The sequence below is a fragment of the Nocardia sp. NPDC041819 genome (assembly GCF_055590505.1).
In genome coordinates this window covers 452,359-476,930 of sequence record NZ_JBVJAP010000004.1, presented here as the reverse complement: position 1 = coordinate 476,930, position 24,572 = coordinate 452,359, and the positions used below count along the sequence as shown (strand labels likewise).

Here is a 24,572-nt window from a genome sequence, read left to right as displayed (position 1 = left end):
ATCCTCACTTGCTCTCGGCCGAGGCCGCGCTCTTGGTGTCGCGCCTGGTGTTGAACGGCGTGGTGGACGTGGCGACGGGGGACTCACCGATGGCCTCCAGCGCCTCGGCGTTGGTCTTGCCCGCCTGGCGCGCGTCCAGGTACTTGGTGAACTTCTCCGGCGTGACCGCGCGGACCTCGAAGTTCATCATCGAGTGGAAGGTGCCGCACATCTCGGCGCAGCGGCCGACGAACGCGCCCTCCTTCTCGATCTTGGTGATCTGGAAGACGTTGTCGGAGTTGTTTTCCTTCGGGTTGGGCATCACGTCGCGCTTGAACAGGAACTCCGGCACCCAGAAGGCGTGGATCACGTCGGCGGCGGCGAGCTGGAACTCGATGACCTTGCCGGTCGGCAGCACCAGCACCGGGATCTCGTTGCTCGAGCCGATCGTCTCGACCTTGTCGTAGTGCAGGTAGGACAGGATGTCGTTCTCCGGCTTGCCGTGCACCGGGCCCGGCTGCGGGTGGCCGTCCTTGGTCCGCTCCTCGTACTGCTCGAGCTGCTCCTGGTTCACCGTCTCACGCGCGGTGTCGATGCCGTCGAACTTGTAGCCGTCCTTGAAGTCGACTTCGCGATAACCGAACTTCCAGTTCCACTGGAAGGCCGTCACGTCGACCGTGACATCGGGGTCGGCCACCTTCTCGTGCACGTAGTTCTGCACGACCACGGTGAAGTAGAACAGCACGGCGATGATGACGAACGGGATCGCCGTGTAGGTCAGCTCCAGCGGCACGTTGTAGCCGGTCTGGCGCGGGAACTCCGGGGAGTCCGCCTTCTTGCGGTGGAACGCGACGGTCCAGAAGGTCAGGCCCCAGACCAGCACGCCCATCGCCAGCGCGGCGATGACCGACCAGGTCCACAGTTCCCGCATCCGGGTGGCCTGCGGCGTGATACCCGACGGCCAACCGAACCGCAGCCAAACATTGTCGATCGAGCAGCCCGAGACGAGCAGCGCGGTGATCCCCAAGGACACCGCCAGCCCGGCCCGCCGAAGGATGCGGCCCTGCCGACCCCGGGCGGGTCGTGCCCCGATCTCTTCGCTCGCCTTGTGCGCCACGCTCACGCCTTCCTGGTCGCCACACATTCCGACAGTGCATCGTTCGGGGCTGCGATAGGCCCCGACGATACGTCCTAAGCTCGTTCAGGACGCCCTCCGGGCCAGCGCGTTGCGCGCGGGTCGCCTGAGAGAGACCTGAGTACTACGCAGCGTAGACCAAACGCACCCCCGGTTCGTCGTCGGGTCGGCTTCGGCACCTCACCGAGCGCGCACCGATCACCGTCACCAGCGATTCCGTCCCGGACGTGGTGCGCACGACGCGCGGATCCCGTGGGTGCGGCATACTCGGACACTAGATTTCGCCCCTTTGCGCCCCATCCGGTGCGCGCGTATCCCGACTGTGAGAAATGAGGTTGCCGACGCCGTGTGTGGACTGCTCGGATTCCTGGCATCTGACGAGGCGGCACCTGGCACGGTGGAGCAGGTCTACGAAGCCTTGCACTGTGTACGTCACCGCGGCCCGGACGAGCGCGGCACTTGGCACGACGACCAGGTGATCTTCGGCTTCAACCGCCTGTCGATCATCGACATCGAGCACTCGCACCAGCCGCTGCGCTGGGGCCCGCCCGAGCAGCCCGACCGCTACGCGCTCACCTTCAACGGCGAGATCTACAACTACCTGGAGCTGCGCGCCGAACTCGCCGAGGCGCACGCCGCCGAGTTCCCGGACGGGAAGATGTTCCACACGGAAGGCGACAGCGAGGCCATCGTCGCGGCGTTCCACTACTGGGGCCCCGAGGCGGTGCGGCGGCTGCGCGGCATGTTCGCCTTCGCGATCTGGGACACCGAGACCAAGGACCTGTTCCTCGCGCGCGACCCGTTCGGCATCAAGCCGCTGTTCCTGGCCACCGGGCCGGGCGGCACCGCGTTCGGGAGCGAGAAGAAGAGCCTGCTGGAGCTGCTGCCCGCGCTGGAGCTGAGCGACGCGCTGGACCCGCGGGCGCTGGAGCACTACACCGTGCTCCAGTACGTACCGGAACCGGAGACGCTGCACAAGGACGTGCGCAGGCTGGAATCCGGCAGCTACGCCACCGTCCGGCCCGGTGCGGCTCCGGTCGTCACCCGGTATTTCACCCCGAAGTTCCCGGTGCGCCCGTTCACCCCCGGTTCGGCGACGGCGCGCTACCGGGAGATCGCCGCGGCGCTCGAGGACTCCGTCGCCAAGCACATGCGCGCCGACGTGACGGTCGGCTCGTTCCTGTCCGGCGGCATCGACTCCACCGCGGTCGCCGCGCTGGCCATGCGGCACAACCCGAAGCTGATCACGTTCACCACCGGATTCGAGCGGGAGGGCTACTCGGAGGTGGACGTCGCCGCCGAGAGCGCCGAGGCGATCGGCGCGCGCCACGTGGTGAAGGTGGTCTCCCCGGCCGAGTTCGCCCAGGCGATCCCCGAGATCGTCTGGTACCTCGACGACCCGGTGGCCGATCCGGCGCTGGTCCCGCTGTATTTCGTCGCCAAGGAGGCGCGCAAGCACGTCAAGGTGGTGCTCTCCGGTGAGGGCGCCGACGAGCTGTTCGGCGGATACACCATCTACCGCGAGCCGCTGTCGTTGCGGCCTTTCGAGAAGCTGCCCCGCGGCCTGCGCAGGCTGGCGGGCAAGCTGTCGGAGCGGATCCCGGAAGGCACCAGGGGCAAGAGCCTGCTACACCGCGGCTCGCTCACCCTGGAGGAGCGCTACTACGGCAACGCGCGCAGCTTCAGCGATGCCCAGCTGCGCGCCGTGCTGCGCGAGTTCCGGCCGGAGTGGACCCATCAGGACGTCACCGCGCCGCTGTACGCCCAGTCGCGCGGCTGGGACCCGGTGGCCCGGATGCAGCACCTCGACCTGTTCACCTGGCTGCGCGGCGACATCCTGGTCAAGGCCGACAAGATGACCATGGCGAACTCGCTGGAATTGCGCGTGCCGTTCCTGGACACCGAGGTGCTGAAGGCGGCCGAGGGGCTGCCGTTCGATCAGAAGATCACCAAGGAGACCACGAAGTACGCGCTGCGCCAGGCGCTGGAGGGCATCGTGCCCCCGCACGTGCTGCATCGCGCCAAGCTCGGCTTCCCGGTCCCGCTGCGGCACTGGCTGCGCGGCACCGAGCTCTACGACTGGGCACAGCAGCAGATCGCCGAGTCGCAGACCGGCCACCTGCTGAACAAGCCCGCGATCAGCGAGATGCTGGTCGCGCACCGGGCCGGAACCGCCGATCACAGCCGCAGGCTGTGGACCTTGCTGGTGTTCATGGTGTGGCACGGCATCTTCGTCGAGGACCGGATCAAGCCGGAGATCCAGGAACCCGCGTACCCCGTTTCGCTGTAGCGCGCGAACATGCGAAAGGCGCGCACCCGGCCGGGTGCGCGCCTTTCGTCGTGACGATCAGAGCAGGGTCTTGATGTCCGCGGCGGACTCCGGGCCGTAGGCCTGCGTGAGGCGCTCCAGCGCGGACTCCTTGCTCAGCGTCCACTCCTGGGTGCCCATGGTCTCCAGGACGAGCACGGCGATCAGCGAGCCGAGCTGCGCGGAACGCTCCAGGCTCAGCCCTGCGGTGTGCGCGGTGAGGAAGCCGGCGCGGAAGGCATCGCCGACACCGGTCGGCTCGACCTTCTCGACCTCGGGCACGACGCCGACGGTCACCTCGGTGCCGTCGCGGTCGACGATCCGCACGCCTTCCGCACCCAGGGTGGTGACGCGGACGCCGACCTTCTGGGCGACCTCTTCCTCGCTCAGACCGGTCTTCTGCAGCAGCAGCGCCCACTCGTACTTGTTCGTGAAGAGGTACGCGGCGCCATCGATGAGCTGCACGGACTGGTCGCCGTCCAGCCTGGCCAGCTGCTGGGAGGGATCGGCGGCGAACGGGATGCCGAGTTCACGGCACTCCGCGGTGTGCCGCAGCATCGCCTCGGGGTCGTTGGCGCCGACCAGGACGAGATCCAGGTCCCTGGTCTCGGCGAGTTCGGCGATGGAGATGTCGCGGGCCTCGCTCATCGCCCCGGGGTAGAACGACGCGATCTGGGCCATGTCGTCGTCGGTGGTGCAGACGAAACGCGCGGTGTGGGCGCGCTCGGACACCAGGACGGTGGAGCAGTCGACGCCGTGCTTCTCCAGCCAGGCGCGATACTCGCCGAAGTCGGCGCCGACGGCGCCGACCAGCAAGGGGGTGCGATTGAGCAGGCCCATGGCGTAGGCGATGTTGCCACCGACGCCACCGCGACGGATCTGCAGATCATCGACGAGGAAGCTCAGCGACACGTGGTCGAGCTGATCGGCCAGCAGTACGTCGGCGAACCGTCCGGGGAAGCGCATGAGGTGGTCGGTCGCAATGGACGCGGAAACGGCTATGGACACGTGGCTGGGCCCTTCAACTGTAGGCGGCAGGCGGTCAAGACCGGGACGACAAAGGTCCCGGTCTCACCGTAGCGGATCCGCCGCACCGATCCGGGCGCAGCCGCGCACCTACATGTCCGGACGGGACAACCGATTTCGCGAGCCCACGTCACCCGACTCGTACGGCCCGAAGGCCCGGAGCGGCGGCCGGCCTCAGTTGAAAGAGTCGCCGCAGGCGCAGGAGCCGGTGGCGTTCGGGTTGTCGATGGTGAAGCCCTGCTTCTCGATGGTGTCGACGAAGTCGATCGAGGCGCCCTGCACGTACGGCGCGCTCATCCGGTCGACGGCCAGCGTGACGCCCGCGAAGTCGACGGTGAGGTCGCCGTCGAGCGAGCGGTCGTCGAAGAACAGCTGGTAGCGCAGGCCGGCACAACCACCCGGCTGCACCGCGATCCGCAGCGCCAGGTCGTCGCGTCCCTCCTGGTCCAGCAGTGCCTTCGCCTTCGCGGCGGCGGCGTCGGTCAGACTCACACCGTGGGTGGCGGTCTCGTTCTGCACAGTCATGAACTCTCCTCGAGGAACCTGTGGTCTACCCGAACAGCGCACGGGGTCGTGTCGGTCAACACCACTCGGCCGGCTGCTATTCCTCCATCTTGCCACCACCCGATCCGCGGTGACACGCAACCTGCGTGACACCGCACACTCCGGGCGAATCGGACCGCATTTCTCGGCGCGCTACCCATCGAATAGCCTGGTCTGTGTGAAGTTGTTCCGTCGCGGCGAGTCCAGCAGCACCGACGCGACCGCCGAATCGACGGTGGTCACGGACGGTGGCTCGGCCGCGGGCACCACCCGCGCGGCGGCCACGGCCACCGCGGGCAAGGGCCGCCCCACCCCGAAACGCCGTGACGCACAAGGCAAGCGCCGTGGCCCGATAGCGCCCGCTCCGCTCACCGCGAAGGAGGCCCGCGCCCGCCGCAAGGCCGCGCGGGGCACCAGGGCGGAACGCAAGGCCGCGTCCGCCAGACGGCGCGAGGCCGCCGCGGATCGACGGGAACGCATGCTCGCGGGCGAGGACAAATACCTGCCGCCCCGCGACCAGGGCCCGGTCCGGGCGTTCGCGCGCGACATCGTCGATGCCCGGCGCAACCTGGTCGGCCTGTTCATGCCGATGGCACTGGTGCTGATCCTGTCGATGTTCGTCGCGCCCGCGCTACAGACCATCGTCACCCTGGCCATGCTGGTGATGATGCTGTTCATGGGCGTCGAGGGCGTGCTGCTCGGGCGGGTGGTGAACAACCGGGTCAGGGAGCGTTTCCCGGAGACCACCGACGGCGGGTACCGGCTGGGCTGGTACGCATTCGTCCGCGCCTCACAGATCCGCAAGATGCGCGCCCCCAAGCCGCGCGTCAGCCCCGGCGACGCTGTGTAGTTTTTCCAGCGCCTGCGGCGCTGGGTGTTCGCGGCCCCCTTGTGGCTCGCGTCCGAGTGACCGCCGCTTGCTCCTTCGTCGCGTACGCGGCGGCCACTCGGACGCGAGCCGGGCCGCGAACGGCGGATGCTCGGTCTCGCTTCGCTCGAAACCGGGAGTCGAGGTGCGCCGGGCGCGTAGGTGTCAAAGCTCACTCTCGCGTCATACGGTCGATAGACGCGGCTGCCGACTCGAGCTGACAGCCGCTTGCGTCCCTGTCACCTGCGCGGCAGCCGCTCCGACGCGCGCCGGGCCATGCTCGATCTTGCTTCGCCCGAACAGCTGCAGTTGAGCCCGGGCGGTCACAGTCGCCCTTCGCCCGACTTGCCTGGGCCGCTGCGCGATGCCGGAGGGAAGCGCGACGTCGCGTCAGCGGTGATGGGTGTTACGGCCGAGCATCGCCGTCAGCTCGGAGTGCAGGCGCTGCGCGTCGCGGTCGACCACGTTCGAGGAACCCGCGCGAGCCGTTCCGCGGGCGACGACTGTGGCGAAAGCCACGATGACTGCCAGGGAGACGAGAAAAGTAACCATGGCAGTAATTTTGCGTTCAGTTATTTACGGCCGAAAGTGGCGGTGCTGACATTGTTCGTAAAAATACGGCCACTAGACTGACGGCATGCTGTCGAAGGTCGCCGTGGTGCTGTCCGAACGCATGGCCATGTTCGAATTCGGGGTCATCTGCGAGGTTTTCGGCCTGGACCGCACGGCCGACGGGCTGCCGGGCTTCGATTTCCGGGTGTGCGGGGCCGAGCCGGGCGTCCCGCTGCACTCGACCAGCCCCGGGATCACGGTCACACCGGAGTACGGGCTCGCGGAGCTTGCGGCGGCCGATCTGGTGGCCATCCCCGCCGCCGCGGCCGACCAGGGATTCGATCCACGGGTCGTGACGGCCGTCCGCGAGGCAGCCGCAGCCGGGGCGACCGTGCTCACCGTGTGCTCCGGCGCCTTCCTGGCCGGGGCGGCCGGGCTGCTCGACGGCCGCAAGTGCACCACGCACTGGCGTCATGTGGAGCAACTCGCCGCCGCGTACCCCGCGGCGACCGTCGATCCGGACGTGCTGTTCGTCGACGAAGGCGATCTGATCACCAGCGCGGGCACCGCCGCGGGCATCGACGCCTGCCTGCACCTGGTGCGGCGTGAACTCGGCAGCGGCGTGGCCAACGCGATCGCGCGGCGCATGGTGGTCCCGCCCCAGCGCGACGGGGGGCAGCGGCAGTTCATCGAACGCCCCGTCGCCGCCTGCACCTCCGACAGCCTCATCCCCACTCTGGAGTGGATGAACGAGCACCTCGACCTGCCGCACACGGTGGAAGACCTCGCCACGCGCGCCAACATGTCCACCCGCACCTTCGCGCGCCGATTCGTCGCCGAGACCGGAACCACGCCCGTGAAATGGCTCACCAACCAGCGCGTGCTACTGGCCAAGCATTTGCTCGAGGACACCGACCTCGGGCTGGAGCACATCGCCGCCCGCTCCGGCTTCGGCTCGGGCGCTCTCCTGCGCCACCACTTCCAGCGCCTGGTCGGCATCGCCCCCACCGAATACCGTCGCCGCTTCGGCCGCAGCCCGGAAGCCTCGCTGTGAACGCGGAAACGAGACAGCTGTCACCGCCCTCGCTCACGGCCACCCCGACGCCTGTCGGCGAACCCGCATAGGATGCCGACCGGCTTACCGCAGCCGCTCAGAGGTCTCCCGGTCGGCGCGTCGCAGATCGGCGCGGGACACGTCTGCCTCGGCGGCCCCTGAGCGCGGATCCGCAGACACGCGTGGCGGTGTGCTCTTCGATTGATACCGTGCACCGGTGTCACAAACTTCCTCGTCGGCAGCGCCACGCAGCACCCTTGTGCTCGGTGGCGCGCGCTCGGGGAAGTCGGCGTTCGCCGAGGACATCGCGGTCCGGGCGGGCGGTCCGGTACGTTATCTCGCCACCGCGGTGCCCGACCCCGCCGACCACGACTTCGCCGAACGCATCGCCACGCACCGCGGCCGACGCCCGGCAGGCTGGTCGACCGTCGAAAGCGCCGATCCGGCGACAATTCTCGCCGAACCCGCGCCGCCGCCCGCCCTCACCCTGATCGACGACATCGGCACCTGGCTGACCGCCCGCATCGACGCACGCGACGCGTGGGACGCCCCGCGCGGCACGGTCTGCCCCGACACCGACGCACTGGTGGCAGCCGTCGCCGCCTACACCGGCGATCTGGTGATCGTCAGCCCGGAGGTCGGCATGGGCGTCATCCCCGCCACGCGCTCCGGCCGCCTCTTCCGCGACGAGATCGGCATCCTCAACCAGCGCCTCGCCCAGGTCTGCGACGAAGCCTTCCTCGTCGTCGCGGGGCTCCCGCTGCGCCTCAAATAGCGCCGCACGCTGCGCTGCCGCCGCCGTGACGACGACGCCGTCGAGGACGACGGGCGTGCACTGCCGCCACCGCGCGGGTGCGCGAGGCCCGCTCGACGAAATGCGACCCGCCGTACAGGTGGGTTGCAGACCCCTACTGCCGCCTGCGCGAGGAGTGGCGCAGCTGAGAGGTTGCTCGCAGGCGGCGCGTACCCGGCCGCTCGTCCGGAGGACGGTATATGCCGTGAACCGGGGATGCGCTCGCAGGCGCAACGAGCAGGCGAGCGCGGGCGGGCCCACTGCCGCGAGACAGGTCACGGGCGGACGGCGCGAAGGGGGCAATGGCAAGATTGGGCGGCGTAGTCGGCTTAACCGCCATGACCGAAAGGCTCGATAGTGACGCACGGATTCGGACCGGTAGCGCCTCCGGACACACAGTTTCGTGCGGCCGCCGAGCAGCGGCAGGCGCAGCTGACCAAACCCGCCGGGGCGCTGGGCCGGTTGGAGGAACTCGGCAACTGGGTGGCGGCTTGCCAGGGCACGTGCCCGCCGAAGCAGTTCGAGCGCGCCAGGGTCGTGGTCTTCGCCGGGGATCACGGCATCGCACGGCACGGGGTATCGGCGTACCCGAGCGAGGTCACCGCGCAGATGGTGGCGAACTTCCTCGGTGGCGGCGCCGCGGTCAACGCGCTCGCGGCCGTCGCGGGCGCGACGGTCCGGGTCGCGGACATCTCCGTGGACGCCGACACCGACCCGCAGGTGTCCAAGCACAAGGTGCGTCGTTCCAGCGGGGCGATCGATCGCGAGGACGCACTCACCGCGGAAGAGGTCCGCGCGGCGCTCGAGGCGGGCCGCGCCATCGCCGACGAGGAGATCGATGCGGGCGCCGATCTGCTGATCGCGGGCGACATGGGCATCGGCAATACCACCCCGGCCACTGTGCTCGTCGCGAGCCTCACCAACACCGAACCGGTCGCCGCCGTCGGCCGCGGCACCGGTGTGGACGACGCCGGATGGATCCGTAAGGTCGCCGCGATCCGGGACGCGATGCGCCGCGCCCGCCCGGTGGTGAAGGATCCGGTCGAACTCCTTCGTGTCGCGGGGGGCGCCGACTTCGCCGCGATGGCCGCTTTCCTCGCCCAAGCCGCCACCCGGCGCACGCCCGTCATCCTCGACGGCGTCGTCGTCACGGCGGCGGCGATGGTCGCCGAGGATCTCGCCGCGGGCGCGAGCGCCTGGTGGCTGGCCGGTCACCGCTCCACCGAACCGGCCCACGATCTCGCGCTGCGTCACCTGCGCCTGGACCCTCTGATCGATCTGACCATGCGCCTCGGCGAAGGCTCAGGAGCCCTGACCGCCCTCCCCATCCTCCGCGCGGCGGTGGCCACTCTCGCGGAGATGTCCACCTTCGGCGAAGCGGGCGTCAGCACCGCCGACCCGGAACCGGCGAGCCCCGCACCGAACCTGCGCAAGTGACGCCGTCCCGCACGACAGGCCGACGGCGGATCGCCCGAGGTCCGGCATGAACGGTGTCCGGTTGGCGATTTCCTGGCTCACCGTGCTGCCGGTCCGCGGGCCGGATGCCGTGGATCGACCGGCGGCGGGGCGCGCGATCTTGTTGGCGCCACTGGTCGGAGCCCTGCTCGGCGCCGGGGCGGCGGCCCTGCTCGGGGCACTGTCCCGGGCCGGAGCAAGCACCGTGCTTGCCGGGCTACTGGTGGTGGGCGCGCTGGCGTTGATCACCAGGGGCATGCACCTCGACGGCCTGGCCGACACCTTGGACGGGCTCGGCAGCTACGGGTCGCCGGAGCGGGCCAGGGAGATCATGAAGAGCGGCGGGGCCGGCCCGTTCGGTGTGGCGGGAATCGTCTTCACCATCGGGGTCCAAGCGTTTTCGTTCGCGGCCCTCGCCGATTCGGGCAGATGGCTCGCGGTCGCCCTCGCCGTGGCGACCGGCCGTATCGCGGTAATCCACGCCTGCCGAGGTATCCCGGCCGCGCCCGGCACCGGTTTCGGCATTCTGGTGGCCGACACGCAGTCGGCCCTCGCCGGGGCCGCCTGGTCCGCGATCGCGATCGGCCTCGCTGCACTCGCCGTCCCGGGCTGTGCGTGGCTCGGCCCCCTCGCGGTGGTGCTCGGTCTGGCCGCCTCGGCGATTCTGGTCCGGCACTGCGCCCGTCGCTTCGGCGGACTCTCCGGTGACATCCTCGGCGCCGCGGTCGAGACCACCGTCGCGCTCACGGCGGCCGTGCTGTCGCTCGCCGTCCACACCGGCTGACCCACCCGGCGGCAGGCCCGGCATGGCGATTTGAACATTGGTCCAGTTCGAACGCGGGCGGGAGTCTGGGTCACTGGAATTTTTCCGGCCGTGCCGCGCGGATCGTCTGGGTCGGGCAATAAGGTGGGCGGTATGTCTTCTGAGCGCCTGTATTTTCGCCAGCTGTTGTCGGGACGCGACTACGCCGTGGGCGATCCGATCGCGACGCAGATGCGCAACTTCGCGTATTTGATCGGCGATCGGGAAACGGGCGAGTGCGTGGTGATCGATCCGGCCTACGCGGCGGGTGATCTGGTGGATATCGCCGAGGGAGACGGCCTGCGCTTGAGTGGCGTGCTCGCCACCCACCATCACCCTGATCACGTGGGTGGCACGATGCTCGGCTTCACCCTGCGCGGAGTGCGTGAGCTCCTCGAAAAGACAAGCGTCCCAGTGCATGTCAACGCCAAAGAGCTGCCGTGGGTAGCCAACGTCACCGGGATCGCCGAGAGCGAGCTGACCGGCCACGAGCACGGCGACAAGGTCGGCGTCGGGACCTTCGAGATCGAGTTACTACACACGCCCGGCCACACACCGGGCAGTCAATGCTTCCTGTTCGACAATCGCCTGATCGCCGGCGACACCTTGTTCGTCGACGGCTGTGGCCGAACCGATTTCCCGGGCGGCGATTCGGACGAAATGTTCCGCAGCCTGCGCTACCTGGCCGGACTCGCCGGCGATCCGGTCGTCTACCCGGGCCACTGGTATTCGCAGGAACCCAACGCCGCACTGTCCACTGTCCGGGACAAAAATTACGTCATGCGTCCGCAGACGCTGGAGCAGTGGCACATGCTGATGCCGGGCTGAGTCACATCGGCCGCATCCACCCGTGCTTGTCGGCGAAGGTGCCGCGCTGGATGCCGGTGAGGGTGTCGCGCAGGGCCATGGTGACCACGCCGGGCTCTCCGCCGCCGACGGTGAATTCGCCGTCATCGGAACGGACCCAGCCGACCGGGGTGATCACCGCGGCGGTGCCGCACGCGAAAACCTCGGTGATCTCACCGGATTCGGCGCCCTTGCGCCATTCCTCGACCGAGATCTTGCGCTCCTCGACCGGGAAGCCGGAATCGGCGGCGAGGGTGAGCAGCGAGTCACGGGTGATGCCCGGCAACAAGGAGCCGGACAGTTCCGGCGTGACCAGCCGCGCCTCGGAGCCGGAACCGAAGACGAAGAACAGGTTGTTGGTGCCCATTTCCTCGACATAGCGGCGCTCACACGCGTCCAGCCACACCACCTGGTCGCATCCCTTGGCCGACGCCTCGGCCTGCGCGAGCAGCGACGCCGCGTAGTTGCCCGCGACCTTCGCCTCGCCGGTGCCGCCCGGCGCGGCGCGCACGTATTCGGTGGACAGCCAGACCCGCACCGGCTTCACGCCACGGGGGAAGTACGCCCCCGCCGGGGAGCCGAGCAGCAGGTACTTGTACGCCGCGGCGGGCTTCACCCCGAGCCCGGCCTCGGTGGCGAACATGAACGGCCGCAGGTACAGCGATTCCTCGCCGCCCGCCGCGGGGACCCAGTCCCGGTCCACCTCCAGCAGTTGCCGGACCGACTCGATGAACAGCTCGTCCGGCAGCTCGGCCATCGCCATCCGGCGAGCCGACCGGCGGAAACGCGCGGCGTTGGCATCGATGCGGAAACAGGAGACGCTGCCGTCACCCTGCCGGTAGGCCTTGAGTCCCTCGAAGATGGCCTGGCCGTAGTGGAACACCATGGTCGCGGGATCCAGCGCCAGCGGTCCGTACGGCTCAACCCGCGCGTTCGTCCACGTGCCGCCCGCGTAGTCGATCGAGACCATGTGATCGGTGAAGTGGCGCCCGAACCCCGGCTGCGCCAGTACCTCTTGTCGCCGCTGCGCTGCGAGTGGCGCGGGATGCGGAACACGGGTGAACTGTGCGGCAGCGGTCATGCCGACGATCCTATCCGGCCCGATCCGCGCCATTTCGCCATGGTCCGCACCCTCCCGCGCCGCGCCGATCTCAGCCGATGCCCGCGTCGGGGCGCAGGGCGGTCACTTGGTGTTGGTCCGGACGAACGGCGGGCGGACGGTCTCGCAGCGCAGGCGGCGGCCGCGCACGTCGACCTCGACCTCGGTGCCGGGTTCGACGTCGGCCGAGGTGTCCAGCAGAGCCAGCGCGATGCCCACCTTGAGGGTGGGCGAGAAGGTGCCGGACGTGGTTTCGCCGACCGGTTCGCCGTCGCGCAGCACGGTTTGCCCTTGCCGGAGCACACCGCGGTCGAGCGCCCGCAGGCCGAGCAGGATTCGGCGCGGACCGTCCGACTTCTCCTGTTCCAGAGCGGTTTTCCCCCAGAACTCCGGTTTCGTCCAGCCGACCGCCCAGCCGCAGCGCGCCTGCACCGGCGAGATGTCCGGCGAGAGTTCGTGCCCGTGCAAGGGGTAGCCCATCTCGGTGCGCAGGGTGTCGCGGGCGCCGAGTCCGGCCACCTGGCCTTCGGCCGCGCGCACCCGCTCGGCCAAGGCGCGGAACAGCGGCTCGGCGTCGTCCCAGCGCGGCAGCAACTCGTAGCCGTGCTCGCCGGTGTAGCCGGTGCGGCAGACGCGGACGGGGCGGCCGTCCCAGTCGGCGTCGGCGTAGGCCATGTACTCGAGGTCGGTGGGCAGACCGAGCGCGCTCAGCACCTCGGTGGAGCGCGGCCCTTGCACGGCGAACACGGCGAAGTCGCGGTGCTCGTCGATGACCGTGACGCCTTCGGGCGCCGCCTTGCGCAGTTCGGCGACCACCGCCGCCGTGTTGGCGGCATTCGGCACCAGGAAGATCTCGTCGTCGGCGACGTAGTAGGCGATCAGGTCGTCGATCACTCCCCCGTCCGGGGCGCAGCACAGCGTGTACTGCGCCTTACCCGCGCGGATCCGGCCGAGATCGTTGGTCAGCGCCGTGTTCACGAACGCCGCGGCGCCCGGACCGCGCACCGTCGCCTTGCCGAGATGACTGACGTCGAACAGCCCCACCGTCGTGCGAACCGCCTGGTGCTCGGTCACGGTGCCCGCGTACGACACCGGCATCTCCCAGCCCCCGAACGGCGCGAAGGTCGCGCCCAGCTCGACGTGCACGGCGTGGATGGGTCCTTGCAGGAGGCTCGTCTCGGTCACCAGCCGAGCTTATCCGGGACCGAGGCCCAGGTCCTCGCCCCGCTCACGCCCCGTGACCGAACCACATCGGGATCAGGGTCGGACCGTTCTCCGGCAGCGTGTGCGTCGTTCCGGTGGGGGCGAACCCGCACCGGCCGTAGAGCCGAGCGGATCGTTCGGTGCTCGCTTCGAGAAACACCGGGACGACCGATTCCTTCAGCCGGTCGGCGAGGATCGCCGCACCGGCCCCTTTGCCGCGATGCTCCGGTCTGGTGACGATCACCTGCAGGTACCGGTGCGGGAATTCGCGGGGATGCTCGCGGGCGAGCAGGTCGGTGACGATCGCCGCGCGTCGCAACGCGCGCACACCGGGCGCCTGTTCGGCCATGGCCCGCGCCTCGGCGGCTTCCGCGGCGAAGCGTTCGACCGAGGTGACCTGCTGCCAGATCGAGACCGACCAGATCTCCCCCGCCGCGCCCGCGACCCAGATCTCGTCGTCCCGCAGTGCCCGATCGACCAAGCCCGGCACGAACGCGGTGCGGAATGCGCCATCGGGCTGATCCTCGAGGACCCACGTCGTCACCACCTCGTCCGCGGCGGCCGCGCCGAATGCCTCGATCAGGGCGTCACGGTCCCGCCCGGTCGCCTGGCGCGCGGTGATCTCCATTGCGTTCCCTTCCGATGTGAACACCGTATTCGTGCGCAAATCTAGGCAGGTCAGGGCCATCTGCCCACTGTTTCGTCACACTTGTTCGTGTGTCGAAACGACAACCTCGGATGACCTGCGCGATCTGCCGCGACGACCTCGTCCAGCCCGCCAGGGGCCGCAGGCGCACGTACTGCTCGCGCTCCTGCCAGGCCCGCGCCTACCGTGCCCGCCGGGCGGCGCTGCCGGTGCGCCGCATCGGCCGCCCCGCACGGCTCACCGCGGTCGGCATCGCCCTGGTGGCGGTGGAGCTGGCCGACCGCGACGGGATCGACGGCCTCACCATGCGCCGCCTGGCCAGTGCGCTCGGCGTCGCGACCGCCACCCTCTACCGCCACTTCCCCGACCGGGAAACCCTCCTGGCCGCCATGGCGGAGTTGGTACTCGACGAGATCCCGCCGCCGGGTGCCGGATGCACCGGCCGGCGCCCTCGGTTGCGGCACGAGGCGCACCAGGAGTGGCGCCTCTACCGCAGGCATCCGTGGATGCTGCCGCTACTGGCGCGCACGCGCCCGCCGCTGGGCCCGGCGCTGCTGGATGTGTTGGAACGGAACTTCGCCGCCCTCGATCACTCCGGCCCGACCCGGCAGACGAGCTTCGCCATCTACCTTGCGCTCTCGGGCCTGGTCCAGGGACTCGCGCTGTTGGGGAATTCCGAGCGCGGCGATCCGCGCGACACCGAAGCGACGCGCCACGATCTCGCCGATTTGCTCGACCCGGCGATCCGCCCCGTCCTGCACCGTTTCTTCACCGACCCGGACGCAAGCTTCGAGATGGACTTCGACGATCTGCTCACCGAGGCCGTCGAACTCCTGCTCGACGGCGTCGCGGTGCGATATCCGGAACGGACCGAATAGCCTGTGCCCATGACCGCTGTTGCAGATCGCTCGCTCGGACCGGAACTGGCACGCACCGAGACCATCGGCGCGGACACCGATGTGCTCGTCATCGGGTTGACCTCCTCGGAGGACGGCCCCGCCATCGTGCCCGAGGACCTGTTCGGCGACGTGCTCACCGCCGACGTGCGCGCGGAACTGCTCGATCAGCTGGGCGCGGTCGGCGCGAAGGGCAAGGCCGAGGAACTGACCCGGATACCGGCGCCGCCCGGACTGGACGGGGTGACCAGCGTGCTCGCCGTCGGCCTCGGCTCCGCCGACAAACTCGACGCCGAGCAGATCCGCCGCTCGGCCGGTGTGGCCGCCCGCTCGCTGTCCGGCACCGAACTGGTGGCGACCACGTTGTCGGGACTGGACATCGGCGCCGCCGCGGAAGGCTTCTACCTGGGCGCCTACTCGTTCACGCCGTTCCGTTCGGACAAGTCCGCGCCCAAGCCGGACGAGCGCCCCGTGGCCCGCGTCGAGTTGCTGGTGCCCGAGCCCGGATTCGGCGAAGAGGCCCTGTTCCGCGCGCAACTCACCGCCGAGGCCGTCGCCACCGCACGGGATTTCGTGAACACCCCGCCCAGCCACCTGTTCCCGGCCGAGTTCGCCGCGCGGGCGGAGGAACTCGCCGAGGCCGCTGGCCTCACCGTGGAGGTGCTCGACGAGAAGGCGCTGGAAGCGGGTGGTTACGGCGGCGTCCTCGGGGTGGGCAAGGGTTCCTCGCGCCCGCCGCGCCTGATCCGGATCACCTACGCGGGCGGCCCGAAGAAGGTGGCGCTGGTCGGTAAGGGCATCACGTTCGACACCGGCGGCATCTCCATCAAGCCCGCGCAGAACATGGAGAACATGACCTCCGACATGGCCGGCGCCGCCGCCGTGATCGCCGCGACGCTGCTGGCCGCGCGATTGAGTCTGCCGATCACGGTCACCGCCACGGTGCCGATGGCGGAGAACATGCCCTCGGCCACCGCGCAGCGCCCTGGCGACGTGCTCACCCAGTACGGCGGCACCACCGTCGAAGTGCTCAACACCGATGCCGAGGGCCGGTTGATCCTGGCCGACGCGATCGTGCGCGCGAGCGAGGACGAGCCGGAGTACCTGATCGACGTGGCCACCCTGACCGGCGCGCAGATGGTCGCGCTCGGCACCCGCACGCCCGGCGTGATGGGCACCGACGAGTTCCGCGACCGGGTGGCCCGCATCTCCCGCGAGGTCGGGGAGAACGGCTGGGCGATGCCGCTTCCCGCCGAATTGCGCGGTGACCTGAACTCCAAGATCGCCGACCTGGCCAATGTCGCGCCGCACCGCTGGGGCGGCATGCTCTCGGCCGGACTGTTCCTCAAGGAGTTCGTCCCGGAGGACGTGCAGTGGGCCCACCTCGACGTGGCCGGTCCGGCCTACAACACCGGCGGCCCGTTCGGCTACATCGGCAAGGGCGGGACGGGCGTGCCGGTGCGCACCCTGATCGCCGTGTTGCAGGACATCGCCGCGGAGTGAGTGCCGAGCGCGTCGTCCGGGGTGACTCCCGGCCGACGCGCTCCATGCGACCTGGGCGGATCAGAAGGCGGCCGACCGCTCGGAAGGGCGCGTCGTCAACAGACCCCCGCACACGCCATCGAAAACCGGACGGAACGGACAATCCGACGGCTCACAGGTCGTATAGATCCCGCTCCAGTTCGCGTCGACGCTCCACCCGCTTGCGAGCGTCGTAGTCACGCATCCGCTGCGGATATCCGGTCTTGCGAACGTCGTAGACGGGGATGTGCAAATCCTTGGCAAGCCGCTGCGCCCCGCGCTCGCCGACGATCCGCCGCGTCCATTCACCATCCGCGGCAATAAGGACAACTGTGACATCTGTCACCGTGGTCTTCGGTTCGATGTACCCTTCGACGCCCACGTGCGTGCGCACCCAGTCGGCTAGGTAGCGAGCATCCCGCCCATCCACCGAACGCCCACGTAGAGTGCCGCCACCCCGGGTCGCGCCGCCGCGGAAACGATCCAGCAAACCCAACGACGCCGACCTCCTTTCCTGCACCGGAGAATGTTCACCGCCGGTCTTCCCATACTGCCAGCTCCGCGCAGTACGCCGCCCTGTGCTACATGGCTTGCGCGCGAGTGCAAGGATGGACCGCGGTACAAGAACCACACGGATCTCCGGCGCCACCACAATGATCGGTGGCTTACGGACTCCCGGCGCGACCCGCGGCGGGCGTCCGCAGCGAGATCAACTGTTGTAGAACCCCGTCGAGCAGTCAGAGGAGTCAACGGACATGGCCTTCTCCGTCCAGATGCCCGCTCTTGGTGAGAGCGTCACCGAGGGAACGGTGACCAGGTGGCTGAAGCAGGAAGGAGACACGGTCGAGGTCGACGAGCCGCTGCTCGAAGTCTCCACCGACAAGGTCGACACCGAAATCCCGTCCCCCGCGGCGGGTGTGCTGTCGAAGATCGTCGCGAACGAAGACGACGTGGTCGAGGTCGGCGGCGAGCTCGGCGTCATCAGTGAGGCCGGTGAGGCGGAATCGTCCGCTCCCGCCCCCGCTCCGGAAGCCGCCGCGCCCGCGCAGGAGACTCCCGTCCCCGCGGAGGAGGCGCCCGCGGCTGAGCCCGAGGCCGCTCCGGCCGAGGAGTCCGCGCCCGCCGCCCAGACCGCGCCCGCGTCGTCCGGTGACGGCACGCCGGTGAAGATGCCGGAACTCGGCGAGTCGGTCACCGAGGGCACCGTCACCCGCTGGCTGAAGTCGGTCGGCGACGAGGTCGCCGTCGACGAGCCGCTGCTCGAGGTCTCCACCGACAAGGTCGACACCGAGATCCCCTCGCCCGTCGCGGGCACCCTGCTGGAGATCACCGCCCAGGAAGACGACGTCGTCGCGGTCGGTGGACAGCTCGGCGTCATCGGCAGCGGTTCCCCCGCGGCCGCCGCCCCGGCTCCCGCGCCCGCCCCGGCTCCCGAACCCGCGCCTGCTCCCAAGCCCGCACCGGCCCCGAAGCCGGAACCGGCCCCGGCCGCCGCCGCGCCTGCTCCGGCAGCTGCCCCCGCTCCGGCGCCCAAGCCCGCTCCGGCCCCCGCGCCCGCCGCCGCTCCGGCTGCCGAATCCTCCAACGGCGCAACCCCTTACGTCACTCCGCTGGTCCGCAAGCTGGCCGAGGAGAACAAGGTCGACCTCGCCGCGATCACCGGTTCCGGTGTCGGAGGCCGCATTCGCAAGCAGGACGTGCTCGCCGCCGCCGAGGCCAAGAAGGCCCCTGCTCCGGCCGCCGCACCTGCCGCGTCCGCTCCGGCCGCGGCGAAGGCGCCAGCGGTGGCGAGCCCGGAACTGGCCCACCTGCGCGGCACCGTGCAGAAGGCCAACCGCATCCGCCAGATCACCGCGACCAAGACCCGCGAGTCGCTGCAGACCACCGCGCAGCTGACCCAGGTGCACGAGGCGGACGTCACCAAGATCGCGACGCTGCGCAAGCAGGCCAAGGCGGCGTTCAAGGACCGCGAGGGCGTCAACCTGACGTTCCTGCCCTTCTTCGCCAAGGCCGTGGTCGAGGCGCTCGGCGTGCACCCGAACGTCAACGCCAGCTACGACGAGTCCAGCAAGGAGATCACCTACCACGCCTCGGTGCACCTGGGCATCGCGGTCGACACCGAGCAGGGCCTGCTGTCGCCGGTGATCCACAACGCGAGCGACCTGTCGCTGGCCGGACTGGCGCGCGCCATCGGCGACATCGCCCACCGCGCCCGCACCGGCGGACTGAAGCCCGACGAGCTGGCCGGTGGCACCTTCACCATCACCAACATCGGCAGCCAGGGCGCGCTGTTCGACACCCCGATCCTGGTGCCGCCGCAGGCGGCCATGCTGGGCACGGGCGCGATCGTCAAGCGCCCGGTCGTGGTGACCGACGAGACCGGCAACGAGTCCATCGGCGTCCGCTCGATGTGCTACCTGCCGCTCACCTACGACCACCGCCTGATCGACGGCGCCGACGCCGGACGCTTCCTGACCACGATTCGCCACCGGCTCGAGGAAGCGGCGTTCGAGGCCGATCTCGGTCTGTGAGGAAGGTCCCGCGGCACCTATGAAGGTCGTGATCGCCGGCTCGTCCGGGTTGATCGGGACAGCGCTCGTCGCGGCACTGCGCCGCGACGGGCACGAGGTCGCCCGGTTGGTGCGCAGAAAAGCGGCGGGCGCGGACGAATTCGCCTGGCACCCGGCTCGTGCCCAGCTGGACGAGCGGGCGCTTCGCGGCGCCGACGCCGTGGTCAACCTCTGTGGTGCGAGCGTCGGGCGGCGCCGCTGGACCGGCAGCTTCAAACAGGAGCTGCGCGACAGCCGCATCACACCCACCGACGTCCTGGCCGGTGCGGTGGTCGCCGCGGGCGTGCCCGTACTGCTCAATGCCAGCGGCGTGCATTACTACGGCGGCGACACCGGCGACCGGGTGGTGGACGAGACCTCCCCCGCCGGTTCGGGTTTCCTGGCCGCCCTGTGCCGGGACTGGGAGAAGGCAACCGAACCCGCCGCCACGGCCGATGTGCGCACGGTGCTGTTGCGCAGCGCCGCGGTGCTGTCCCCGAACGGAGGTGTGCTCGGCGTGCTGCATCCGTTGTACGCGCTCGGCTTGGGCGGGCGGCTGGGCAACGGCCGCCAGTACACGCCGTGGATTTCGATGGCCGACGAGATCGGCGCGATCGTCTTCGCGCTCACCCACGACACGGTCTCCGGCCCCATCAACGTGGTCGGCCCCGCACCGGTCACCAACGCCGAGTTCAGCCGCGCGCTCGGCCGGGCGCTGCATCGCCCCACTCCCCTCGTCGTCCCGGCATTCGCGCTGAATGCGCTGGTCGGCGAGATGGCGCAGGAGGCGATCCTGCGCGGGCCGAGGGCCATCCCCACCGCCCTCGAGGAAGCGGGTTACCAGTTCCACCATCCCACCATCGGCGCCGCGCTGGCCGCCGCGGTGGGGCGACCCGGAGATGCTCGATGACCGACCGACTCGACACCAGGCCCGCCACGGCCATCCGCGACGCGACCACCGATGACCTTCCGGCGATCCTCGACATCCACAACGCGAATATCGCCACGTCCACCGCGATCTGGGACACCGAGCGGGTCGGCCTGGACGAGCGCCTCGGCTGGTTCCAGGCCCGCGCCGGGGCGGGGCTGCCCGTGCTGGTCGCCGAGATCGACGGCGCGCTGGCGGGTTACGCGAGTTACGGCCCGTGGCGTACCAAATCCGGCTACCGCCACACGGTCGAGAACTCCGTGTACGTCGACGACCGCTTCCAGCGTCGCGGCATCGCCACCGCCCTCCTCACCGAGCTGATCGAACGGGCTCGTCGCGCGGGCACGGTGCACGCCATGATCGCCGCCATCGAATCCGGCAATGCCGGTTCGATCCTCCTGCACGAACGCTTCGGCTTCCGCACCGTCGGCGTCCTGCCGGAGGTGGGCCACAAATTCGGCCGCTGGATGGACTTGACGCTCATGCAACTCACCCTTCCCATCGACGTCGACTGACGCACTGCCCCGGTCGCCTGCACGTACCGCGTTCCGTCTCGCGGACGCATCGGGTGGCGGGAGTAACGCGGGTCTGCGCGATAGGCGGGGCCGCAGTGGGATACGCGGAGACTGTCGCTGCGTAAGTCACGCGTTCGACGGCCGCCTCCCCGAAGCTGATCTCTCGCAGGCGCTGGCGGCACCGCAATGCCGAGCGCGGCCGCCAGAATCCGCGCGGTCTCGGAAACGGCTGCTCGTTTGTCCTACGGCGCCGGGCTCATACGGATGCGATGTGTATTTCAGCACGTGACGGCAGGCAGGTGCGAGGGACACCGACCTAGTCGGGCACTCCTCGACATCGACTTGAAGCGGCGGGGCCTACTGCAATCCGACGCGATCGACGCCATCGAGGGCCATGCGCCCTTCGCGGCGGAACCCGCACGCTCGCGCCGTACCGCACATCCGGGAGCAAGACCCGGACGCAGGGCCGGGCGGCGGCCGATAGGCGCGCAACCTTCCAGTTCTACCCCTGGCTATCCGCTTCGGCTGTGGGGGTTCCCACATCGAGGTGCTGGAATCGGCTGCCCCGGTGGGCGTACCGTCATGCCTGTGACAGACACGCGCACCACCCTGTCCGCCCGATTCGATACGACCCCGATCGTGGTCGAGGATCTCGGACTCATCGACTACCACGCCGCCTGGGAGCTGCAGCGCAGCATCGCCGAGCAGCGCGCCGAGGGCAACGGATCCGATCATCTGCTGCTGCTCGAGCACCCGTCGGTGTACACCGCGGGCCGCCGCACCGAGGCCGACGATCTGCCCATCGACGGCAGCCCGGTGGTGCAGGTCGACCGCGGCGGCAAGATCACCTGGCATGGTCCCGGCCAACTGGTCGGCTACCCCATCGTGCGGCTTGCCGAGCCGGTCGACGTCGTCGACTACGTGCGCCGCCTCGAGGAGGCGTTGATCACCGTCTGCACCGGGCTCGGCCTCGTCTGTGGCCGCGTCGAGGGCCGTTCCGGCGTCTGGCTGCCCGCCACCGAGCTGTACGCCGAACGCAAGATCGCCGCGATCGGTGTGCGTGTGCAGCGCGGCGTGGCCCTGCACGGCCTCTCGCTCAACTGCAACGCCGCCATGGACGGTTTCCAGGCCATCGTTCCGTGCGGCATACGCGACGCGGGCGTCACCACGCTGACCCGCGAACTCGATCGCGAAGTGACCGTCACCGAGATCAAGCCGCTGGTAGCCGACGCCCTCATCCGCGCGCTGGACGGCGACCTGCCGGTCGCCGTGCACAATATTCCGCGTGTCACTCCTGGTGACACCACCCCGCAGTCCCCGAGCGCGACGGCGTAAGGTCGATCGAGTGACCTCAGTCGACACCCCGACACCACACAACGCCGCCGCACCCAACGGCCGCAAGCTCTTGCGCATCGAAGCCCGCAACGCGGAAACCCCCATCGAGCGCAAACCCAAGTGGATCCGCACCCGCGCCACCATGGGCCCCGAGTACTCCGAACTCAAAGGCTTGGTGAAGCGCGAGGGCCTGCACACCGTGTGCGAGGAAGCGGGCTGCCCCAACATCTTCGAGTGCTGGGAAGACCGCGAGGCCACCTTCCTGATCGGCGGCGAACAGTGCACCCGCCGCTGCGATTTCTGCCAGATCGACACCGGCAAGCCCGCCGCCCTCGATCGCGACGAGCCCCGCCGTGTCGCCGAAAGCGTCCAGGCCATGGGCCTGCGCTACTCCACCATCACCGGCGTCGCCCGCGACGACCTGGAAGACGGCGGCGCCTGGCTCTACGCCGAAACCGTCCGCGCCATCAAGCGTTCGAACCCGCACACGGGCGTGGAACTGCTGATCCCCGACTTCAACGCCGACCCCGACCAGCTCGCCGAGGTCTTCTCCGCCCGCCCGGAAGTGCTGGCGCACAACCTCGAAACGGTCCCCCGCATCTTCAAGCGCATCCGCCCGGCTTTCCGCTACGAGCGCTCCCTCGCGGTGCTGACCGCCGCCCGCGAAGCAGGCCTGGTCACCAAGTCCAACCTCATCCTCGGCATGGGCGAAACCCCCGAGGAAGTCACCCAGGCCATGCACGACCTGCACGAGGCGGGCTGCGACATCCTCACCATCACCCAGTACCTGCGCCCGTCCCCCCGCCACCACCCGGTCGACCGCTGGGTGAAGCCGGAGGAGTTCGTCGAGCACTCCAAGACGGCGGAGGAAATCGGCTTCGCAGGCGTGATGGCCGGTCCGCTGGTCCGCTCCTCCTACCGAGCGGGTCGGTTGTACGCCCAGGCGATGGCCCACCACGGTCGCGAGATCGCCCCGGAAATGGCCCACCTCGCCGAGGAAGGCACCGCCTCCCAGGAAGCCGGCGCCGTGCTGGCCCGCTTCGGCAGCTAGTCAGTCACTTACCGAACGAATTCGGCCCTCGCCCGCATCGTCGGCGGCGAGGGCCGATGCATGCCGCCGAGTTTTCGGGGCTGATCACGCTCCCCTGGCGGGGGGCACTCCACCGAGTGGCGCGTGAAGGCGAAGCATCGGGAACCAGAGGATCTCGTCCGAGCACGGGAGTGAATTCCCTCACCTCACGGGGACGCTACTTTCGACGACATCGCCTCCGTAGCGGCGAGGAGCCTTATCCCAGGCCGCTCGAACGAGGCCAGAATATCGACGCCTCGCGCTCCTGCCGCTCCCCGATTCGGATGTCCGGCGTAATCGCATCGAGATAAAGTCGCGCTCGTTACTACAACCTCAGAATGTGTCTCAAATCACGTTTATCGGAGAAATAGCTGGTCAAGGCCACCGATTTGTGGCCGTACAGACCACTCCAAGATCGGCAATTTCTTACATTAACTGCTTGTTTGCCGTGTGTTCACCGACTGTGATCAAGCTGAGATCAGGTCCGGAAGAGACCCGAGAAACCAGCTCCACAGCTTACGGCTTGTTTCTCTTCGGGTACGGCAGCGGCACCGACGGGCACCGCCCGGGATGTTCACCGCGTCGCGCCGCCAGGAAATCGCACCCTGGCTTTCACAACGAAATCCGAAAATCGCACACGAGCCGAGACGGCGGATCCGCCCTGGTGCCCGCCGTAGATCCGCTCTGCCTCTGGAGCCGGATCGCCGCACGATCAAGGAACTGATTTCTCGATGCCTGACGCACGCCTCTCTTCTTTCCGCCATCTGCCGCTTCGAAAGGGGGCCGTTCTCGCGGCCACCATCGGCGTCATCGCCATGGGCTTCTCCGCCGGGGTCGCGGTGGCCGATGACAGCGCTCCGGCCCCGGTCGCGCCGGTCGCCGCCGCCGCGCCCATCGACGGCCTGGCCTTACCCGCACTGCCCGAACTGCCCGCGTTGCCCGGACTGCCGCCCCAAGGTTTCCTGCCCGCGCCGCCGCCGGTTTACGAGGACAACCTCGACGGCTGGATTCGCCAGTCCCTCGACGTCATGCGCGTCCACGGAATCCCGGGTAGCTACGAAGGCATCCACCGCAACATCATGCGCGAATCCGGCGGCAACCCCCGGGCCATCAACCTGTCGGACTCCAACGCCGCCAAAGGCACCCCCTCCAAGGGGCTACTCCAGGTGATCGACCCGACCTTCAACGCCTACCACGTCGATGGCACCGCCTTCGATATCTACGACCCGGTCGCCAACATCACCGCCGCCTGCAACTACGCCGCGCACCGCTACGGCTCGATGGACAACGTCAACGGAGCGTACTGAGCCCGGCCGGAATCGAACAGCGCCTCCTCGTCTCATCGACGGGGAGGCGCCGCCGTTTCCGGGCAGCGCTTCACCGAGCTGCTCCAGCATTTCCCTGCCGCAGCGGCAGACGCTTCAGCGGCTCGGTCAAGGATATTCAGCAC

Annotated in this window: 23 protein-coding genes; 15 read left to right on the top strand and 8 right to left on the bottom strand. The window is 69.4% G+C overall.

The annotated features are described in order from the left end of the window. Positions 1 to 4: 4 nt before the first annotated feature. The gene (ctaC, locus tag ACZ6DL_RS16790) at positions 5 to 1,096 is read right to left on the bottom strand and encodes an aa3-type cytochrome oxidase subunit II (RefSeq protein ID WP_357038051.1); all 1,092 of its coding nucleotides are present in this window, start codon (positions 1,094 to 1,096) and stop codon (positions 5 to 7) included. 364 nt (positions 1,097 to 1,460) lie between these two features. Here ctaC and asnB point away from each other — a divergent pair, with 364 nt between their 5' ends. Continuing rightward, positions 1,461 to 3,404: an asparagine synthase (glutamine-hydrolyzing) gene (asnB, locus tag ACZ6DL_RS16785; protein ID WP_396985601.1), complete on the top strand. Its 1,944-nt coding sequence runs from the start codon at positions 1,461 to 1,463 to the stop codon at positions 3,402 to 3,404. A 57-nt stretch (positions 3,405 to 3,461) separates the two neighbouring features. On the opposite strand, the gene ACZ6DL_RS16780 is transcribed toward asnB, so the two are convergent. Both ACZ6DL_RS16780 and ACZ6DL_RS16775 read right to left on the bottom strand, forming a co-directional pair. Beyond that, positions 3,462 to 4,430: a carbohydrate kinase family protein gene (locus tag ACZ6DL_RS16780; protein WP_391469795.1), complete on the bottom strand. Its 969-nt coding sequence runs from the start codon at positions 4,428 to 4,430 to the stop codon at positions 3,462 to 3,464. A gap of 192 nt (positions 4,431 to 4,622) precedes the next feature. Continuing rightward, the gene (locus tag ACZ6DL_RS16775) at positions 4,623 to 4,973 is read right to left on the bottom strand and encodes a HesB/IscA family protein (RefSeq protein ID WP_040865873.1); all 351 of its coding nucleotides are present in this window, start codon (positions 4,971 to 4,973) and stop codon (positions 4,623 to 4,625) included. A gap of 196 nt (positions 4,974 to 5,169) precedes the next feature. Between ACZ6DL_RS16775 and ACZ6DL_RS16770 the strand changes: the two genes are divergently transcribed. Further along, on the top strand, positions 5,170 to 5,841 hold the full coding sequence (locus ACZ6DL_RS16770; RefSeq protein WP_396985597.1) for a DUF3043 domain-containing protein: 672 nt from the start codon (positions 5,170 to 5,172) through the stop codon (positions 5,839 to 5,841). A gap of 408 nt (positions 5,842 to 6,249) precedes the next feature. On the opposite strand, the gene ACZ6DL_RS16765 is transcribed toward ACZ6DL_RS16770, so the two are convergent. Then, positions 6,250 to 6,411, bottom strand: coding sequence for a hypothetical protein (locus ACZ6DL_RS16765; RefSeq protein WP_466051941.1), 162 nt, complete (start codon positions 6,409 to 6,411; stop codon positions 6,250 to 6,252). Positions 6,412 to 6,496: 85 nt separating this feature from the next. On the opposite strand from ACZ6DL_RS16765, the gene ACZ6DL_RS16760 reads away from it, so the two are divergent. The 5 genes from ACZ6DL_RS16760 (at position 6,497) to ACZ6DL_RS16740 (ending at position 11,343) form a co-directional block, all read left to right on the top strand. Then, positions 6,497 to 7,465 (top strand): helix-turn-helix domain-containing protein, encoded by a 969-nt coding sequence (locus ACZ6DL_RS16760; protein ID WP_396985594.1) that lies wholly within the window; start codon positions 6,497 to 6,499, stop codon positions 7,463 to 7,465. 217 nt (positions 7,466 to 7,682) lie between these two features. Further along, positions 7,683 to 8,240 (top strand): bifunctional adenosylcobinamide kinase/adenosylcobinamide-phosphate guanylyltransferase, encoded by a 558-nt coding sequence (cobU, locus tag ACZ6DL_RS16755; protein ID WP_393239393.1) that lies wholly within the window; start codon positions 7,683 to 7,685, stop codon positions 8,238 to 8,240. A gap of 375 nt (positions 8,241 to 8,615) precedes the next feature. Further along, a complete protein-coding gene (gene cobT / locus ACZ6DL_RS16750; protein ID WP_466051938.1) occupies positions 8,616 to 9,695 on the top strand; it encodes a nicotinate-nucleotide--dimethylbenzimidazole phosphoribosyltransferase in 1,080 nt (359 codons plus the stop codon). A gap of 46 nt (positions 9,696 to 9,741) precedes the next feature. Continuing rightward, positions 9,742 to 10,497 carry an adenosylcobinamide-GDP ribazoletransferase gene (locus ACZ6DL_RS16745; protein WP_466051935.1) on the top strand — a complete coding sequence of 252 codons (756 nt, stop codon included), beginning with the start codon at positions 9,742 to 9,744 and terminating at the stop codon, positions 10,495 to 10,497. A gap of 132 nt (positions 10,498 to 10,629) precedes the next feature. Beyond that, positions 10,630 to 11,343, top strand: coding sequence for an MBL fold metallo-hydrolase (locus tag ACZ6DL_RS16740; RefSeq protein ID WP_062975155.1), 714 nt, complete (start codon positions 10,630 to 10,632; stop codon positions 11,341 to 11,343). 1 nt (position 11,344) lies between these two features. Here ACZ6DL_RS16740 and ACZ6DL_RS16735 read toward each other — a convergent pair whose 3' ends face one another. The 3 genes from ACZ6DL_RS16735 to ACZ6DL_RS16725 all read right to left on the bottom strand — a co-directional run bounded on the left by ACZ6DL_RS16735 (position 11,345) and on the right by ACZ6DL_RS16725 (position 14,291). Continuing rightward, a complete protein-coding gene (locus ACZ6DL_RS16735; RefSeq protein ID WP_466051933.1) occupies positions 11,345 to 12,442 on the bottom strand; it encodes a branched-chain amino acid aminotransferase in 1,098 nt (365 codons plus the stop codon). A 102-nt stretch (positions 12,443 to 12,544) separates the two neighbouring features. Further along, positions 12,545 to 13,645 (bottom strand): glycine cleavage system aminomethyltransferase GcvT, encoded by a 1,101-nt coding sequence (gcvT, locus tag ACZ6DL_RS16730; protein WP_466051931.1) that lies wholly within the window; start codon positions 13,643 to 13,645, stop codon positions 12,545 to 12,547. Positions 13,646 to 13,688: 43 nt separating this feature from the next. After that, positions 13,689 to 14,291: a GNAT family N-acetyltransferase gene (locus ACZ6DL_RS16725; protein WP_466051929.1), complete on the bottom strand. Its 603-nt coding sequence runs from the start codon at positions 14,289 to 14,291 to the stop codon at positions 13,689 to 13,691. Between the two features lie 89 nt (positions 14,292 to 14,380). On the opposite strand from ACZ6DL_RS16725, the gene ACZ6DL_RS16720 reads away from it, so the two are divergent. Both ACZ6DL_RS16720 and ACZ6DL_RS16715 read left to right on the top strand, forming a co-directional pair. Further along, positions 14,381 to 15,187 carry a TetR/AcrR family transcriptional regulator gene (locus ACZ6DL_RS16720; RefSeq protein WP_466051927.1) on the top strand — a complete coding sequence of 269 codons (807 nt, stop codon included), beginning with the start codon at positions 14,381 to 14,383 and terminating at the stop codon, positions 15,185 to 15,187. A 9-nt stretch (positions 15,188 to 15,196) separates the two neighbouring features. After that, positions 15,197 to 16,708: a leucyl aminopeptidase gene (locus ACZ6DL_RS16715; protein WP_062975159.1), complete on the top strand. Its 1,512-nt coding sequence runs from the start codon at positions 15,197 to 15,199 to the stop codon at positions 16,706 to 16,708. A 151-nt stretch (positions 16,709 to 16,859) separates the two neighbouring features. Here the strand turns inward: ACZ6DL_RS16715 and ACZ6DL_RS16710 are convergent, their stop codons facing one another. After that, on the bottom strand, positions 16,860 to 17,222 hold the full coding sequence (locus ACZ6DL_RS16710; RefSeq protein ID WP_466051925.1) for an oxidoreductase: 363 nt from the start codon (positions 17,220 to 17,222) through the stop codon (positions 16,860 to 16,862). 259 nt (positions 17,223 to 17,481) lie between these two features. On the opposite strand from ACZ6DL_RS16710, the gene sucB reads away from it, so the two are divergent. From sucB to ACZ6DL_RS16680, 6 genes are all read left to right on the top strand, one after another. After that, positions 17,482 to 19,257, top strand: a complete 1,776-nt coding sequence (gene sucB, locus ACZ6DL_RS16705) for a 2-oxoglutarate dehydrogenase, E2 component, dihydrolipoamide succinyltransferase (RefSeq protein ID WP_466051923.1) — start codon at positions 17,482 to 17,484, stop codon at positions 19,255 to 19,257. Positions 19,258 to 19,276: 19 nt separating this feature from the next. Then, the gene (locus tag ACZ6DL_RS16700; protein WP_466051921.1) at positions 19,277 to 20,185 is read left to right on the top strand and encodes a TIGR01777 family oxidoreductase; all 909 of its coding nucleotides are present in this window, start codon (positions 19,277 to 19,279) and stop codon (positions 20,183 to 20,185) included. Beyond that, positions 20,182 to 20,718, top strand: a complete 537-nt coding sequence (locus tag ACZ6DL_RS16695) for a GNAT family N-acetyltransferase (RefSeq protein ID WP_466051919.1) — start codon at positions 20,182 to 20,184, stop codon at positions 20,716 to 20,718. The genes ACZ6DL_RS16700 and ACZ6DL_RS16695 overlap by 4 nt, the downstream gene beginning before the upstream one ends. A 582-nt stretch (positions 20,719 to 21,300) precedes the next feature. Then, positions 21,301 to 22,053 (top strand): lipoyl(octanoyl) transferase LipB, encoded by a 753-nt coding sequence (gene lipB / locus ACZ6DL_RS16690; RefSeq protein ID WP_466051917.1) that lies wholly within the window; start codon positions 21,301 to 21,303, stop codon positions 22,051 to 22,053. A 10-nt stretch (positions 22,054 to 22,063) separates the two neighbouring features. Next, the gene (gene lipA / locus ACZ6DL_RS16685) at positions 22,064 to 23,104 is read left to right on the top strand and encodes a lipoyl synthase (RefSeq protein WP_466051915.1); all 1,041 of its coding nucleotides are present in this window, start codon (positions 22,064 to 22,066) and stop codon (positions 23,102 to 23,104) included. Positions 23,105 to 23,853: 749 nt separating this feature from the next. Beyond that, a complete protein-coding gene (locus ACZ6DL_RS16680) occupies positions 23,854 to 24,429 on the top strand; it encodes a transglycosylase SLT domain-containing protein (RefSeq protein WP_466051913.1) in 576 nt (191 codons plus the stop codon). Positions 24,430 to 24,572: the final 143 nt, after the last annotated feature.